The following is a 15,543-nucleotide window of genomic DNA, read 5'->3' as shown; positions in this document are numbered from 1 at the left end:
CTCAGGCCAGCCAGCGCTTGCGGCGGCGGTAGCTGCGCACGTCGCGGAAGGATTTGCGGCCTTCATCCGACATGCCCAGGTAGAATTCCTTCACATCCGGGTTCTCGCGCAGCGCGGCGGCGGGGCCGTCCATCACCACCCGGCCCGATTCCAGGATATAGCCGTAATGGGCATAGCGCAGTGCGACGTTGGTATTCTGCTCTGCCAGCAGGAAGGTCACGCCCTCGCCCTCGTTCACCGCCTTCACGATCTCGAAGATCTGCTCCACCAGCTGCGGCGCGAGGCCCATCGAGGGCTCATCCAGCAAGATCATCTCCGGCCGGCTCATCAGCGCCCGGCCCATCGCGACCATCTGCTGCTCGCCCCCCGAGGTATAGCCCGCCTGCGATTTGCGCCGGGTCTTCAGCCGCGGGAAATAATTGTAGACCATCTCCAGATCGCGGGTGACGGCGGCGCGCCCGTCGGTGCGGGTATAGGCGCCGGTCATCAGGTTCTCTTCCACGGTCAGGTGCTCGAAGCAGTGGCGCCCCTCCATCACCTGGATCACGCCCTTGCGCACCAGATCCGCGGGCGACATGTCCTGCACCTTGTCGCCACGATAGACGATGGCGCCCTTGGTCACCTCGCCGCGCTCGGAATGCAGCAGGTTCGATATTGCCTTCAGCGTGGTGGTCTTGCCCGCGCCATTCCCGCCCAGAAGCGCGGTGATACCGCCCTTCGGCACCGAAAGGCTCACACCCTTCAGCACGAGGATGACGTGGTTGTAGATCACCTCGATATTGTTCACTTCGAGCAGTGTCTCGGGCTTGCCTGCGTCGAGCATCGGTTGTCCTCCGGGGTGGAACCCCGGCCCGAAGGCCGGGGAGGTCACGTCAGTTGCAGCGCTCGGTGATGCCTGCTTCCTTGGCATAAGCCGCGGAATCCTCGGCGATCAGCGGATCCAGAACGTCCTTGTCGGGCGCGATGAAATCGGTGATCAGCGACCATTTTCCGGCGGTGGCGTCCCATTGCTGGATCATCGCGCTGCCCGGCCCGCCGTGATCGGCGCAGCTGGCGGCGAAGGCCTGGCCGAAGCCCTTCAGGCCCAGCTCTTCCATCCGCGCATCGGTGATCTCCAGCGCCTCGAAGCCATTGCGCAGCTCGGGCGCGGTGATGGCCGCATGGCCGGCCAGCTCCTGCGCCTTGCGGATCGCCTCGGCAATGACCACCGCCGCATACATGCCGCGCGAATAGACCACGGTGCCCACCTGATCGCCCGCGCCCGAGGCCTTGCCCGCGTCATAGACGTATTTCTTCAGGTCGGTATAGATCGGGTAATCCGTGCCGACACCGTGGAAGGCCAGAGATTTGTAGCCATTGGCGCCCTTGCCCGCGGATTTCACGTCATTCTCCGAGCCGGACCACCAGTTGCCGATGAAATGGTCCATCGGGAACTTGATGTTTGCCGCCTCCTGCACCGCGACCGAGTTCATCACCCCCCAGCCCCAGAACACGACGTAATCCGGCTTGTCGCGGCGCACCTGCAGCCATTGCGATTTCTGCTCCTGGCCGGGGCTGTCGATCGGCAGGGTGACGAGCTTGAACCCGTGCTTCTTCGACAGCTCCTCGAGCGTGCGCAGCGGCTCCTTGCCATAGGCGGAGTTGTGATACAGCAGCGCGACCTTCTTGCCCTCGAGGCTGCCGCCCTCCTTCTCCAGCATGTATTTCACCGCGACGGAGGCGCCGTCCCAGTAGTTCGCCGGGTAGTTGAACACCCATTCGAACACCTTGCCATTCGCGGCCGAAGTCCGGCCATAACCCGGGGTATAAAGCGGAATCTTGTCGGCCGTGACCTTGGGGATCAGCTGATAGGTGATGCCGGTAGAGAGCGGGTTGTACACGAGCGCGCCCTTGCCCTTGGTGCTCTCGTAGCACTCCACGCCCTTTTCGGTATTATAGGCGGTCTCACATTCCGGCACCTGCACCTTCTCGCCGCCGATGCCGCCGTCGCGCTCGTTCAGCAAGGTGAAATAGTCGTTGAAGCCATCGGCATAGGGGATGCCCCCGGCGGCGAACGGCCCGGTGCGGTAGCTCAGGTTCGGCACGACGAGGTCGGCCAGCGCCGGGGTCGCCGTGAGCGCCGCGACGGCGAGCGCAGTGAAGGTCTTCTTCATTCGGGTTCTCCTCCCAGAGACTGTCCTAAGGTTGTGGGGTGCCTCCTCGCATCCCGGATACGGGGGCGTCGCGTCAGTGCGGGAACGGCCAGAGCCGCAGCTTCTCCTTCGCCACCCGCCACAGCTGGTTCAGCCCGTGCGGCTCGGCGATCAGGAACACGACGATGAGCGCCCCCACGATCATCAGCTCGATATGAGCCGCAAGGTCCGTGGGCCAGCCCAGCGTGCCCACGAGCAGGTTCTTCAGCAGCACCGGCAGCAGCACCAGGAAGGCCGCGCCCGCAAAGGAGCCGAAGATGCTGCCCAGCCCGCCGATGATGACCATGAACAGGATCAGGAAGCTCTTGTTGATCCCGAAGGCCTCGCCCACCTCGGCCGCGCCGAGATAGACCGCGAAGAACAGCGCCCCGGCGATGCCGATGAAGAACGACGAGACGGCGAAGGCGGTGATCTTGGTGGTCAGCGGGTTCACCCCGATGATTTCGGCCGCGATGTCCATGTCGCGGATGGCCATCCACTTGCGGCCCACCGTGCCGCGCGTCAGGTTCCGCGCGATCAGCGCCACCGCGGTGAGTACCACGAGGCAGAAGGTGTATTTGGCCGCGGCGGTGGTCTGCGCGCCGGTGACGAAGACGCCGAACATGGTGCGGTCGGGCGCGGTGATCTGGCCGGAGGCGGAGTAGTTGTAGAACCAAGGCACCTTGTTGAAGAGCCACACCAGGAAGAACTGCGCCGCGAGCGTGGCCACGGCCAGATAAAAGCCCTTGATGCGCAGCGAAGGCAGGCCGAACAGCACGCCCACGACCGCCGTGATGGCCCCCGCGATGACGACATGGATCATGAATGGCACTTCGGGGAAGCTGGTCATCAGCTTGTAGACCGCATAGGCCCCTACCGCCATGAAGCCGCCGGTGCCGAGGCTGACCTGGCCCGCATAGCCCACGAGGACATTGAGCCCGATCGCCGCGATCGCATAGATCAGGAAGGGCACGAATACGGCATTGGCCCAGTAATCGTTGATCAGGAACGGCACCACCCCATAGGCCACGGCGAGCACGGCATAGAAGCGCAGCCGGTCGAACTTGATCGGGAAGGTCTGGCTGTCGGCCCGGTAGGTGGTTTTGAAATCGCCTGCTTCACGGTAGAACATGTCAGACCCTTTCGATGATCCGCTCGCCGAACAGGCCCTGCGGACGGAAGACGAGGAACAGCAGGGCCAGCACATAGGCGAACCAGTTTTCCGTCGCGCCGCCGATCAGCGGGCCCACGAAAAACTCGAACAGTTTCTCACCCATGCCGATGATCAGCCCGCCGACGATGGCGCCCGGGATCGAGGTGAAGCCGCCCAGCATCAGCACCGGCAGCGCCTTCAGCGCGATCAGGCTGAGCGAGAACTGCACACCGGATTTGGAGCCCCACATGATGCCCGCGACCAGCGCCACGAAGCCCGCGATCGACCAGACCAGCACCCAGATGAAGCGCAGCGAGATGCCCACCGAGAGCGCCGCCTGGTGGTCGTCGGCCACGGCGCGCAGCGCGCGGCCCTGCTTGGAGTACTGGCTGAACAGCGTCAGCGCCGCGACCAGCGCCACCGCGACAAGGGCCGCCACCACATCGAGGTTGTCGATGAAGAAGCCATAGCCGAACAGGTCGTTGGTGAGTGATTCGATGGTTTCGTTCAGGCCCTGCGGCAGACCCACGTCGAGCGTCTTGATATCGGCGCCCCACATCACGTCGCCGAAGCCTTCGAGGAAATAAGCCAGCCCGATCGTCGCCATGAACAGGATGATCGGCGGCTGGCCCACCAGATGGTGCAGCACCAGCTTCTCGATGATGACCGCAAGGCCCACCATCACCGCGCCGCTGAGCACGATGGCGATCACCGAGGGCACCGTCCAGCCGAAATGGGTCACATGCAGGCCGGTGACGGCATTGATCAGATGGGCGAAGGGCACCTGCCCCTGCTGGATGCCCACCAGCGTCAGCGCCGCAAACAGCGCCAGCACGCCCTGGGCATAGTTGAAGATGCCCGAGGCCTTGTAGATCAGCACGAAGCCGAGGGCCACGAGCGCATACATCACCCCGGCCATCAGGCCGTTCAGGGTGACCTCCATCGCATAGAGCAGTTGGTCAGGCATCGGTGCCTCCCGGGATCAGATGCCCGAAGCGCGGGCTTTTGAGAGAAACGGAGCGGTCAGCCATGGGCCACCCCCAGATAGGCGTCGATGACGTCCTGGTTGCTGCGGACCTCGTCGGGCGGGCCATCACCGATCTTGCGGCCGTAATCCATCACCACCACCCGGTCCGACAGGTCCATCACCACGCCCATGTCGTGCTCGATCAGCACGGTGGTGGTGCCGAATTCGTCGTTCACATCGAGGATGAAGCGGCACATGTCCTCCTTCTCCTCGACGTTCATGCCGGCCATCGGCTCGTCCAGCAGCAGGATCTTGGGCTCGGCGGCCAGCGCACGCGCGAGCTCCACCCGTTTTTTCAGGCCATAGGGCAGGCGCCCCACCGGCGTTTTCCGAATATTCTGGATTTCAAGAAAATCAATGATCTTCTCGACCTTTTCGCGGTGCTCTTCCTCTTCCTTCTGCGCCCGGCCCCACCACAGCGCCTGCGAGAACAGCCCCGATTTCATCAGCGTCAGCCGCCCGGTCATGATGTTGTCCAGGACTGACATCCCGTCGAACAGCGCGATGTTCTGGAAGGTGCGGGCGATGCCGAGGCTCGCCACCTGATAGGGCCGCATCGCCGGGCGGCGCTCGCCGCGATACCAGACTTCGCCCTCCGTCGGCACATAGAAGCCCGAGATCACGTTCAGCATCGAGGACTTGCCCGCCCCGTTCGGGCCGATGATCGCGCGGATCTCGCCTTCGCGGATGTTGAACGAAATGTCCTTGATCGCGGTCACGCCACCGAATTTCAGGGTGATGTTCTTCAGCTCCATCACCACGGAGCCGATCCGGCGCCCGTCGGCGGTGACCAGGCCGTCCTGAATGTCCTTCATTCCGCCGCCTCCCGGTAGCTCGTTGGCACGACATCCGCATCCGCGAGCGTCAGCGTCGCCTTGATCGCGCCCTTGCGGCCATCCTCGTAGGTGACCTCGGTTTCGGTGTAGATGCTGTCCTTGCCCGCATAGAGCGCGTCGATCAGATCCGCGTATTTCTCGGCGACGATATTGCGGCGCACCTTGCGGGTCCGGGTCATCTCGCCGTCATCGGCGTCGAGCTCCTTGTGCAGGATCAGGAAGCGGTGGATCTGGCAGCCCGACAGCATCGGATCCTGCGCGATCGCGGCATTCACCTCGTCGATATGGCCGCGGATCATCTCATAGACCTTCGGATGCCCGGCCAGCTCCTGGTAGGAGGCATAGGCGATGTTGTTGCGCTCGGCCCAGTTGCCCACCGCGGTCAGGTCGATGTTGATGAAGGCGGTGCAGCGGTCGCGGCCATTGCCGAAGACCACCGCCTCCAGGATCGTCGGGTAGAACTTCAGCTTGTTCTCAACGTATTTCGGCGCGAACAGCCGCCCGTCGGAGAGCTTGCCGACATCTTTCGCCCGGTCGATGATGCGCAGATGCCCGGTGCCTTCCTCGAAGAAGCCCGCATCGCCCGTGGCGACCCAGCCCTCCGCATCCTTGGTGGAGGCGGTGCTCTCGGGGTTCTTGTAATATTCCACGAAAGTGCCCGGGCTGCGGTAATAGACCTCGCCGTTATCACCGATCTTCACCTCTACGCCCGGCGAGGGCACGCCCACCGTATCCGAGCGCACCTGGCCATCGGGCTGCTGGGTGATGAACACCGTGGCCTCGGTCTGGCCATAGAGCTGCTTCAGGTTGATCCCGAGCGCGCGGTAGAAATCGAAGATCTCCGGCCCGATCGCTTCGCCCGCGGTATAGCCCACGCGGATCCGGCTGTAGCCCAGCGTGTTCTTCAGCGGGCCATAGATGAACAGATCGCCCAGCATGTAGCGGAGCCGGTCCATCAGGCCCACGGAATTCCCGTCGAGGATCGCCGGGCCCACCCGGCGCGCCACCGCCATGTAATGGTCGAACAGCCATTTCTTGAACCGGCCCGCATCCTCCATGCGGATCATCACCTGCGTGAGCTGGCCCTCGAACACGCGCGGCGGGGCGAAGAAATAGGTCGGCCCGATCTCGCGCAGGTCGGTCATCATCGTCGCGGCGCTTTCCGGGCAGTTCACCGTGAAGCCTTCCCAATAGGCCTGCCCGACGGAGAAGATGAAATCCCCCACCCAGGCCATCGGCAGATAGGCCACGATCTCCTCGCGCCGCGAGAGCTTGTCGAAGGCGCAGGAGTTCTTCGCCGTCTCGATCACGTTGCGGTTGGAAAGCACCACGCCCTTGGGCTTGCCGGTGGTGCCGGAGGTATAAAGCATCACACAAGTGGACTCGTAGGTCAGCTCGCCGATCCGCGCCTCCAGGTCCGCCTCATAGCGGTAATGCCCGGCCTTGCCCTCGGCGATCACGTCTTCCATCGCGTTCATGCGGCTGTGGTCGTATTTCCGCATGCCGCGCTTGTCGGTATAGATCACATGCTGGATCGCATGCAGCCGGTCCTCGACCTCGACGATCTTGTCGACCTGCTCCTGATCGCCGCAGACCACGAATTTCGCGCCGCAATTGTCCAGCACATAGGCCATCTCCTCGGCCACAGCGTCCTGATACAGCGGCACCGGCACTGCGCCGCACATCTGCGCCGCCACCATGGACCAGTAATGTGCCGGGCGGTTGCGCCCGATGATGGCGATATGGTCGCCCCGCTCCACGCCCAGGCTCAGAAAGCCGAGCGCCAGCGCCCGGATCTCGGCATTGGCCTGGGCCCAGGTCCAGCTCTGCCAGATCCCGAATTCCTTTTCCCGGTACGCGGGCGCATTCCCGAGCCGCGCGACGTTCCGCGCCAGCAGCGCGGGAATCGAATGCGCAGATTGCTCTGCCGCCGATGCGTCAGCCATGTGTCCTCCCTCGTGCCGGATGGCCCGGCGCCCCTGCGCGGCCGCGGGCTCCTCTTCCCTTGGCTGCTCTCCGGGCAAGCTGACGGCGGAGTTTTGCCGGAGTTTTTCCGGAATCTTACGAATTCTTTCCGGCCGCGAATGGCGGGATCGAGGCTTTGCGCGCCGGGCGCGGGGTGCTACCCATTCGCTGGGGAGAATGTGATGAACGACGAGCGCGAACGGCTGACACAGGCGGGGCTGAACCTGATCGGGCAGGCCCTGTCGATCTTCGACAGCGAGCTGCGGCTCGCGGTCTCGAACCGGCCATACCAGCTGATGTTCGATCTGCCCGACGCGCTGATCCGGCCCGGCACCTCCTTCGAGGAAACGATCCGCTATCTGGTTACCCGCGGCGAATATGGCGCGGTGGACGATCTGGAGGAGGCGGTGCGCAGCCGGGTGGAGGCCGCGCGCGCCTTCGAGCCGCATTACATGGAGCGCCTGCGCGCCAATGGCCGCACCATTTCCGTGGAAGGCGCGCCGCTGCCGCAGGGCGGCTGGGTCACCGTCTATACTGACATCACCGCGATCAAGACGCAGGAGACGCTGCTGCGGGCGCGTTCGGAGGAGCTCTCGGGCCAGCTGCTGACCCATGCGGAGCGGCTGGCCGCCGCGAACCGCGCGCTCGCCGCCACCATCTCCGCGCTGGAGGAAGCCAAGCGCGAGCTGACCGCGATCGAGGCCCGCACCCGGCAGGTGACGGAAATGATGCCCGCCCATATCGCCCATATCGGCCGCGATCTGGTCTATACGTTTTCGAACCGGCGGGTGACGGCGGTGATGCCCGGCTCGCAGGCCGATCCGGTCGGGCGCACCATGGCCCAGGCCCTGGGGCACGACACCGCCAAGAAGATCCGCCCCTATCTGGAAAAGGCGCTCGCCGGCGCGGCGCAGGTGTTCGAGATCAGCCATACCCCTTCGGGGCGGCGGGTACGCATCGCGCTGACCCCCGATCTCGCGCCCGAGGGCGGGGTCTATGTGCTCTCCACCGATGTCACCCATGAATCGCAGGCCCGCGCCGCCATCACCCAGACGGCGAAGCGCGAACTGGCAACCCAGCTCACCTCCGGCCTCGCGCATGATTTCGCCAACTTGCTGACCGTGATTCTCGGCCTGCAGGGCCGGATCGAGCGGCGCGCGGACCTGCCGCCCGAAGTGATCGACACCGTCCGCGCGACGCTGGCCGCAGCGCGGCGCGGGGGCACGCTCCTCGATCGGATCGCCGCCATTTCCGGCAAGCGCGAGCTGCGCCCGCAGGCGGTGGAAATGCGGCCCCTGATCGAGGATATCGCCGCGATGGCGCTGCCGGCCCTGGGCCCGAACGTGCGGCTCGAGACCTTCGTCGGCGGGCTCGATGCGCCGGTTCTGCTCGATCCGGGGCCCTTGCAGGACAGCCTGCTGAACCTGCTCCTGAACGCGCGCGACGCGATGGGCCCGGGCGGCGGCACGATCCGGATCGAGGCCCATGCCGTACGCGACACCTGGGTCCAGATCACCGTATCGGACAGCGGGCCGGGGTTCTCCGAGGAGGCGCTGGAGCGCGCGCTCGACCCGTTCTTCACCACCAAGGGCGGCGAGGGCTCCGGCCTCGGCCTCTCCATGGTCTACGACCAGACCAAGATCGCGGGCGGCTCGGTCAGGCTGCGCAACACCGACGAGGGCGCGCGCGTGGCGCTGCGGCTGCCGCTCCGGCTCGCGCAGGTGCGGGCGGAGCCGCTGCTGGTGCTGTTGGTCGAGGACAATGGCGATATCCGCGCCGAGGTGCGCGAAATGCTGCGCAGCCTCGGCCACAGCGTGATCGAGGCGGCTTCGGTCGAGGAGGCGCTCACGCTCATCGCGCTGCCCGGCATGGGGCCCGCGATCGGCTTCGTCCTCTCCGATATCCAGCTCGGCCGCGCGACCGGGCTCGATCTCCTGCGCGGCCTGCCCGAGGGCATGCCATCCGTGCTGATGACCTCGCTGCCGCCGGGCGACCCGATGCGCGCGCAGGCGCCCTGCCCGGTGCTGCACAAGCCCTTCACCGCCGCGGAGCTCTCCGCCCTGATTGCCGGAGCCGGACGATGACCCAACCCCATGTCGCGATCCTCGATGACGAGCCCGAGATCCGCCGGATGCTGTCGGATGCGCTGCAGGAGGCCGGGTTCCGCACCACAGCCTATGCCCGCGCGACCGAATTCGAGGCGGGGCTGAAGCGCAGCCAGCCCGATGTGTGCCTGGTGGATCTGGGCCTGCCGGACCGTGACGGGCTGGCGCTGGTGCACCGGCTGGCGCTGGAATCGGGCGCGGCGATCATCATCATCTCCGGCCGCGCGCAGGTGCAGGACCGGGTGACGGGGCTGGAGCTCGGCGCCGACGATTACATCATCAAGCCCTTCGACCCGGCCGAAGTGGTGGCGCGGATCCGCGCCCGGCTGCGCAAGCCCCGCGCCGAGGCACCCGCCCAGCAGGTCGCGCATTTCGCCGGCATGCGCGCGCATTTCGACCGCTATGTGCTCGTCGATGCCAATGGCGGCGAAAGCCCGTTCAGCCATGCCGAGGGCGAGGTGCTGCGGCTGTTCCTGGAGGCGCCGAACCGGCTGATCACCCGCGCGCAGATGCAACAATCGCTTGGCGGGGTGGCGGGCGAGAGCTTCGACCGGGCCATGGATGTGCGGATTTCGCGGCTGCGCACGAAGCTTGGCGAGGATCCGAAGAACCCGCGCCTGATCAAGACGATCTATGGCGCAGGCTATATCTTTCTCGGCGACGTCAGCTGGAGCTGACAGCCAGCACAGTCGTGAGGCGCTGGCACGTGACAGTTGCGCCCGAAGAGCGGATATCGCAGAGGCAGCCGCCGGTCAGCAATCCGTCCGGGTTATGCCTGTGCGGGCAGGATCAAAGGCGCGCCCGCGGCTGATGCGGAGGGCACGCAGCGGTTCACAGTGATACATCTCTCGGCACCAGGTCTTCGGGGCCCCCACCCCTGTCGCGCGCAGCAGGCCAGACTGTGACGTTGCCCACTTTTATCCAGCGTGCGCGAGCCTGCGCGTGTGAGCTTTGCCGATGTGGGCGGGGTGGGCCACGGGGGCTGTCGCGGAGCTTCGTGGTTTGCGCAGCGTCAGGCCCCGTTGCGGGGTGAAGGCGGCCGGCGTCTGCCAACCTGGGCGGGCGTGGGGGCGTTTTGTGTTGTCGTCGGTGTGCCAGACGGCCAGCGTGACGCGGGCATGGTGCCGCGACGGGAGCAGGGCCGCATTCAACAGCTCGGCACGCAGACGAGCGCTGAAGCTCTCGATGAAGGCATTCCGGATCGGCCTTCCGGGGGCAATATCGTGCCACTCAAACTTGCGATTCTCCACGAACTTCAGGACCGCGTTCGAGGGGAACGCGGTCCCGCTATCGCTGACCACTTTTGCCGCGGGCATCGAACAAGGCTGCCAATTCACGCGCCCCCCCGACAACGAGGTGCCGGCGATCAGGGCGCGGCATTCCCGGGGGCAGCCATCGACCACAGTCATGATCCGGAACCGACGGCCATCCGTCGGTTGGTCCGCCACAGAATCCAATGACCAGCGCCGGTTCGGTATCAGCGGCAGCCCCATCGGGGGCCGTGTGCCCAGGGCGCGCCTGCGCCCACCCCGGCTCCTGCTCTCCACGGCAGATGCGAAACAGGTGCTTGTGATCGGGATCAAGGCCCGCGCGCCGAAGAACCACATGCAGCCGACGATAGCCGAACCGGCGTCGGACTTTGGCCAGTTCCTTCAGCCGCGCGCGCAGCACAGGGTCATCCTGACGGACAACCCCATAGCGCACGGTCTCCCGGCAACAGCCGATCACACGGCACGCCCGCCGCGCGCTCATCCCGTGGCCCTCCACCAGATGCGCGATCGTTTGCCGCTTCGCGCCGCGCGCTAGCTTTTTTGCGAGGGGATCTTTCAGCGCAGCAGTGTCGAGCATGGCATCCGCTTCAGGCGCGCGTTCTCGTCCTCGAGGCCCTTCAGCCGCTTCGCCGCGCTGACGTCCCTGCCGCCATATTTGGCTTTCCATTTGTAGCCGGTCGCGGCGCTGACGCCGTGCTTGCGGCAAGATCGGCAACAAAAACCCCGGCCTCATGCTCCTTCAAAATGCCGATGATCGGGTCTTCGGTGAACCCGCCGCGCTGCATCTCTGGTCCTTGCGGTTCGGCCTGAGACTGCCTCAAACCGGATCAGGTGGACGGCGCAATGTAAGGAGGAAGCCGGATCTCGCGTACAAACTCGACAATGCTGACGTGCCGCCTCCTCTGCTGCATCCGAACATGGCCGATCTCTACGCGCAGCGCGCACAAAGCCATCAAAGATCAATTGCGGGCCGCGGCCTCAAGCGCCTCCGCTCCTCCATCATCATCTGCAGGGCACCGGCCTTGATAATCCGCATCTGTTCGCGGCCTGCGCGGGCAATGATGCCCACCAGATGGATAGTCAAACCCTCACCTTCTCGAATAATGGTAGATGCCGGACCCCCGCTCATTCCATCAGATTTGAAATTCATCGGAACGATGGGTGCAATTGTGTGAAGGGCATCATCGTGGCCTTGCCCCGCATACCGACAGACGACTTTCTCCTTCAACATTCGCAGCTTGCGGTCATCATAGTCGAGTTTAGTCTTCCCGCTGGGGTAACCATAGGTGACGACAGCAACGACATGATCACTCGGTACGTCAGGGTTCTGGCCCCGAAAATCGAGGAACATGTGCTCTAGCTCTGGCATGTCCATAACCGGATCGGTGAAATCGAAGAGCACAACATCATGGTGATCGCCCGCATTCTTGCTCTTGTCGTACGAAATAGCGCCGCCAGAGGTGATGCAGTTTAACTTCCCATCGTGCGGCAACATCAGGCAGACATCTTCGCGCGCAGATATGTCCTTCACCTGATGCCTCGTGCAGGCCATGAAGTACCGCCCCCGATATTTGATGAGCGTCGCGGAGCCGCGGACGAACAGTGGGTAACCATCCAGGTCAGATAAGATGCCAAGGGCTTCACAATACTTGGAGAAATAGCCTTCGATGCTGCGCCCTAGTATATAAAGGTCGTTATAACGCACAGACATCCGAGCCATATCGTCGAAAATTTTGCGCATCATGCATCCCTCCCGCTTGCCTGGACGAATATCACCGCCACAGCAGCTTTGCTCTCAATACCCTGCTCAAATCCCGCATCTGTCGCCCGAGATACCGTTGGTGCCAAGAAACGGTGCCGGCAAAAAGTTCACCGCCAAAGCCGGTAAGCCGCCACATTCAGGCGCTCCATTCGGGCCGCGGACAGCCAGTATAGGCTGCTCATCGGCCTGGCCTCCTTACGGCGCCCGAATACCGTAAGGAGCCCGATATCAATGGAGATGGAGACCACGGACCCCGCTGTCTATGTTCTCGCCCCGCCAAGGTCCCATGACCTTTCCAAAGCAAAAGGCCGCCCCGAAGGGCGGCCATTTTGTGCTGGGATTCCAGTAAGTTACTGGTGCCGGTGAAGGGACTCGAACCCCCGACCCCATCATTACGAATGACGTGCTCTACCAGCTGAGCTACACCGGCCTTGCGCGGGCAGTTAGCATGCCCGCGCCGCGATGTGTAGCCCTATTTTTCGCCCTTCGCGGTTTCCGCGCCCGCGTCCGGGGCGGGCGCGCTCCACTCCGGGGCCGCGCGCGGCGCGCCGACGATCAGCGGCAGCATCTCCGCCCCGTTCGGCAGCGGCACCGTGCCCTGCACCGGCTCGCGCCAGCTGAGCGTGTCGAAGCCGCCGCAATTGTCGCAGACCGGTGCCCATTCCGCCTGAATGTTCTGGCACTTGTCGCAGCACCATTGCGGCCCGCGCGGCGCCGTCAGCGCCCGCGCCAGCCAGCCGCGCACCACCGCATCATCGGCGCCCTCACCACGTTCGATTGCGGCAAGCAGCGTCAGCACCCGCGCCGTCGGATGGCGTTCGGGCAGGTCTCCCAAAGCACGCCGCGCCGCCGGGAAATCCTCCGCGGCGATGTTCAGCTCCGTCCGCAGAAGGTGCGTCTCCTCGTGGTCGGGCCGCAGCGCGAGCAGCTTCTCGAACCGCTTCAGCCGCGGCTCGGCCGCCTCATCGGGCACAATCGCGGCATAGGCCGCCGCCAGCTCGGGATGCGGCTGCGCCTCCCAGGCCTTCAGCGCCACCCGCGCCGCATGCTTGGGCTTGCCCTCCGCGATATAGGCCCGCGTCGCCAGCACCGCAGCCGGGATCAAATCCGGCGAGGCCTTGTTCGCAGCGATCACCGCCTCGCGGGCCTCGATCGTGGCGCCTTCCTCGAACACGCCCTTGGCCTCCTGCAGCGCCATCACCGCATCGCGGCGCTTGTGCACGTCCTTCGGCAGCAGCCCCTGCCAACGCTTGGCCTTCAGCACCTCGCGCGCGCCCTTCCAGTCGCCTTGGCCCGCCTGCAGCCGCATCAGCGTGTCCTGCACCTCGACATGGCCGGGCTTCAGCGCATAGGCCTTCTCGGCGAGCTTCAGCGCGGTATCGGTGTCGCCCTCGTCCAGCTTCTGCCGCATCAGGCCGCGGATCCCCACGAACCGGGTGCGGTCATCGCCCAGCAGCTTGCGATACACCTCTTCGGCCTTCCTGCGGTCCCCGGCCAGCTCGGCCGCCTGCGCCGAGAGCAGGTTGGTCAGCTCCGGGCGGTGCAGGAACCGCTCCGCCCGCGCAGCCTTCGAAAGCGCGAGCTTGCCCTCGCCGGAGGCCACCGCCAGCATCCCCTCCGCCAGCGCCTCATAGCCCTTGCGCTCGCGGTTGCGGTCGAAATAGCGGCTGATCGCGGTTTCATCCCCGGTCAGGAAGCGCACGAACGCCATCCCGAGGCCCAGAAGCCGGATCGCGAGCCACACCGCGCCCACCAGCAGCAGCGCCAGAATCACCGCAGGCAGCGGGCGCAGCGTATATTCCGTGCCCGCAAAAATGAGCCGCAGCCCGCGCGCACTATCGGCCAGATGCGCGCCCACCAGCGCCAGCACCGCCACCAGCGCCAGAAACAGCGCAACCTTGACGAAGGACCAGATCATCGCCGCCCCCTCACTTTACGGATTGCGCAAGTTCGGCCACCGCATCGGCTGCGGCGATGCGCTTCTGCGCGCCGGTGATCCAGCCCGACATCATCGCCTGGCCCGCCTCCGGCAACCCGCCCAGCTCCTGCAGCGCGCGCGCGAGATCGCCCGCATCCACCGCCGCCTGCGCGCGCGACATCACCGCATCCGGGTCCGTGCCCTCATGCGGGGTCAGCGAGCGCGCGCCGGTCTGTGCGATCAGGAAGGCGCCCAGACGCTCGCCGATACCGCTCCCTGCGACGGCCTTGCGCGCGGCCTTCAGCGCCGGGCGCGCCGCCTCCGGGAAGGAGGTCTGCAAGGACAGCAGGCTCGGCACATCGGCGCGCAGCGCCGCGGGCACGCTCAGCCCCGCGGCCTCCGCATCGGCCAGCGCCGGAGCGAGCGGCGCGCCAGCCTGAACCGCCGCGCCCACCCGCGCCACCGCCGCCTGCGCAAGGCTGCGCTTCGCCGCCGCCTCGACCGAGGCGCCGATCTGCGCGGCCTGACCCTGCGCCGCCTCCACCTCGCCCTTCATCTGGGCTGCGGCAGCGGCAATCTGTTCCTGGATCTGCTGGCCATTGCCGAGGCCATCCACCCGCCCGCGCAAGGCCTCCAGATCCGCGCGCAGGGCGGCCAGATCCGGCCCGGGCCCCGTCTCCGTCTCCGCGGCCTGGGCCACAGGGCGGGTCTCCAGCGCCACGACGCGGTCGGTGAGCGCCTGCAAGCCTTCCTGCAGGCTGCGCAGGTTCGCGGCGCTCTCGTCGATGGCGGCCTGCAGGCCCGAGGGCGCGGCCGCCTGCGGCGGGGCCGATTTCAGCGATTCGATCGTGGCGGCAAGCGTGTCGATCCGCGCGCCCTGCGCGGAGACCACAGAATTGATCCCGGCAGTATCGGGCTGCGGCGCCTGCACCCAGCCCGCAAGCTGCGGCGGCAGCAGCGGCACCGCATAAAGCGCGGCACCGGCCCCGATCACGGCCGCGACCACGCCTCCCAAAATCAGCGATCCGGCGCCCGGGCCGGGCTGGGGCTCCGGCAGGGGCGGCTGTGCCGCAAGCATGGGCTCGGCACGGGGAGGATCCACGGGCCGCGGGTCTTCGGGCGCCACGTCTTCGGGCGTCAGCTCCTCAACGACGGGCGCGGGCACTTCCTCCGGCTCCGGCGTGGCCTCGGGCTCCGGGAGGGAAGCTTCGGCGCTCACCGCCTCCGGAGGCGCATCGGGCACAACCGCGGGCACGGTCTCCTCGGCCGCCTCGGGCGCTGCCGCGTCGGTCTTCTGGGTCACTCGTTTTGCCACAGCCACTCCTCCATTCCCGC

At 65.9% G+C, this 15,543-nt stretch carries 11 protein-coding genes, 1 tRNA gene and 1 pseudogene; 2 read left to right on the top strand and 11 right to left on the bottom strand.

The genetic code is table 11. The annotated features are described in order from the left end of the window. Position 1 precedes the first annotated feature (1 nt). The 6 genes from ACOMG5_RS06595 to ACOMG5_RS06570 form a co-directional block, all read right to left on the bottom strand. Positions 2-823 (bottom strand): ABC transporter ATP-binding protein, encoded by an 822-nt coding sequence (locus ACOMG5_RS06595; protein WP_420343002.1) that lies wholly within the window; start codon positions 821-823, stop codon positions 2-4. Between the two features lie 49 nt (positions 824-872). Then, complete coding sequence (locus ACOMG5_RS06590; protein ID WP_420343001.1) at positions 873-2,153, bottom strand: ABC transporter substrate-binding protein; 1,281 nt, start codon at positions 2,151-2,153, stop codon at positions 873-875. Between the two features lie 73 nt (positions 2,154-2,226). Continuing rightward, the gene (locus ACOMG5_RS06585; protein WP_420343000.1) at positions 2,227-3,303 is read right to left on the bottom strand and encodes a branched-chain amino acid ABC transporter permease; all 1,077 of its coding nucleotides are present in this window, start codon (positions 3,301-3,303) and stop codon (positions 2,227-2,229) included. A gap of 1 nt (position 3,304) precedes the next feature. Then, positions 3,305-4,291, bottom strand: a complete 987-nt coding sequence (locus tag ACOMG5_RS06580) for a branched-chain amino acid ABC transporter permease (RefSeq protein WP_420342999.1) — start codon at positions 4,289-4,291, stop codon at positions 3,305-3,307. 56 nt (positions 4,292-4,347) lie between these two features. After that, on the bottom strand, positions 4,348-5,166 hold the full coding sequence (locus tag ACOMG5_RS06575; RefSeq protein WP_420342998.1) for an ABC transporter ATP-binding protein: 819 nt from the start codon (positions 5,164-5,166) through the stop codon (positions 4,348-4,350). After that, entirely contained in the window at positions 5,163-7,133 is a 1,971-nt protein-coding gene (locus ACOMG5_RS06570; protein ID WP_420342997.1) for a long-chain fatty acid--CoA ligase, read from the bottom strand. The genes ACOMG5_RS06575 and ACOMG5_RS06570 overlap by 4 nt, the downstream gene beginning before the upstream one ends. A 201-nt stretch (positions 7,134-7,334) precedes the next feature. Here ACOMG5_RS06570 and ACOMG5_RS06565 point away from each other — a divergent pair, with 201 nt between their 5' ends. After that, the gene (locus ACOMG5_RS06565; RefSeq protein WP_420342996.1) at positions 7,335-9,236 is read left to right on the top strand and encodes a PAS-domain containing protein; all 1,902 of its coding nucleotides are present in this window, start codon (positions 7,335-7,337) and stop codon (positions 9,234-9,236) included. Next, positions 9,233-9,934 carry a response regulator transcription factor gene (locus ACOMG5_RS06560; RefSeq protein WP_420342995.1) on the top strand — a complete coding sequence of 234 codons (702 nt, stop codon included), beginning with the start codon at positions 9,233-9,235 and terminating at the stop codon, positions 9,932-9,934. Before ACOMG5_RS06565 ends, ACOMG5_RS06560 begins: the two co-directional genes overlap by 4 nt. A 240-nt stretch (positions 9,935-10,174) precedes the next feature. On the opposite strand, the pseudogene ACOMG5_RS06555 reads toward ACOMG5_RS06560, so the two are convergent. The 5 genes and pseudogenes from ACOMG5_RS06555 to ACOMG5_RS06535 all read right to left on the bottom strand — a co-directional run bounded on the left by ACOMG5_RS06555 (position 10,175) and on the right by ACOMG5_RS06535 (position 15,511). Continuing rightward, positions 10,175-11,313, bottom strand: a pseudogene (locus tag ACOMG5_RS06555) (transposase). A gap of 167 nt (positions 11,314-11,480) precedes the next feature. Continuing rightward, positions 11,481-12,272 (bottom strand): hypothetical protein, encoded by a 792-nt coding sequence (locus tag ACOMG5_RS06550; RefSeq protein ID WP_420342994.1) that lies wholly within the window; start codon positions 12,270-12,272, stop codon positions 11,481-11,483. Positions 12,273-12,644: 372 nt separating this feature from the next. Continuing rightward, positions 12,645-12,720, bottom strand: a tRNA-Thr gene (locus ACOMG5_RS06545). Positions 12,721-12,762: 42 nt separating this feature from the next. Then, a complete protein-coding gene (locus tag ACOMG5_RS06540) occupies positions 12,763-14,208 on the bottom strand; it encodes a heme biosynthesis protein HemY (protein WP_420342993.1) in 1,446 nt (481 codons plus the stop codon). A gap of 10 nt (positions 14,209-14,218) precedes the next feature. Continuing rightward, on the bottom strand, positions 14,219-15,511 hold the full coding sequence (locus tag ACOMG5_RS06535) for a COG4223 family protein (RefSeq protein WP_420342992.1): 1,293 nt from the start codon (positions 15,509-15,511) through the stop codon (positions 14,219-14,221). Positions 15,512-15,543: the final 32 nt, after the last annotated feature.

Source organism: Paenirhodobacter sp., from assembly GCF_041916475.1.
In the GTDB taxonomy this organism is placed as follows: Bacteria; Pseudomonadota; Alphaproteobacteria; order Rhodobacterales; family Rhodobacteraceae; genus Rhodobacter.
This window is presented reverse-complemented; position numbering and strand designations above follow the sequence as displayed.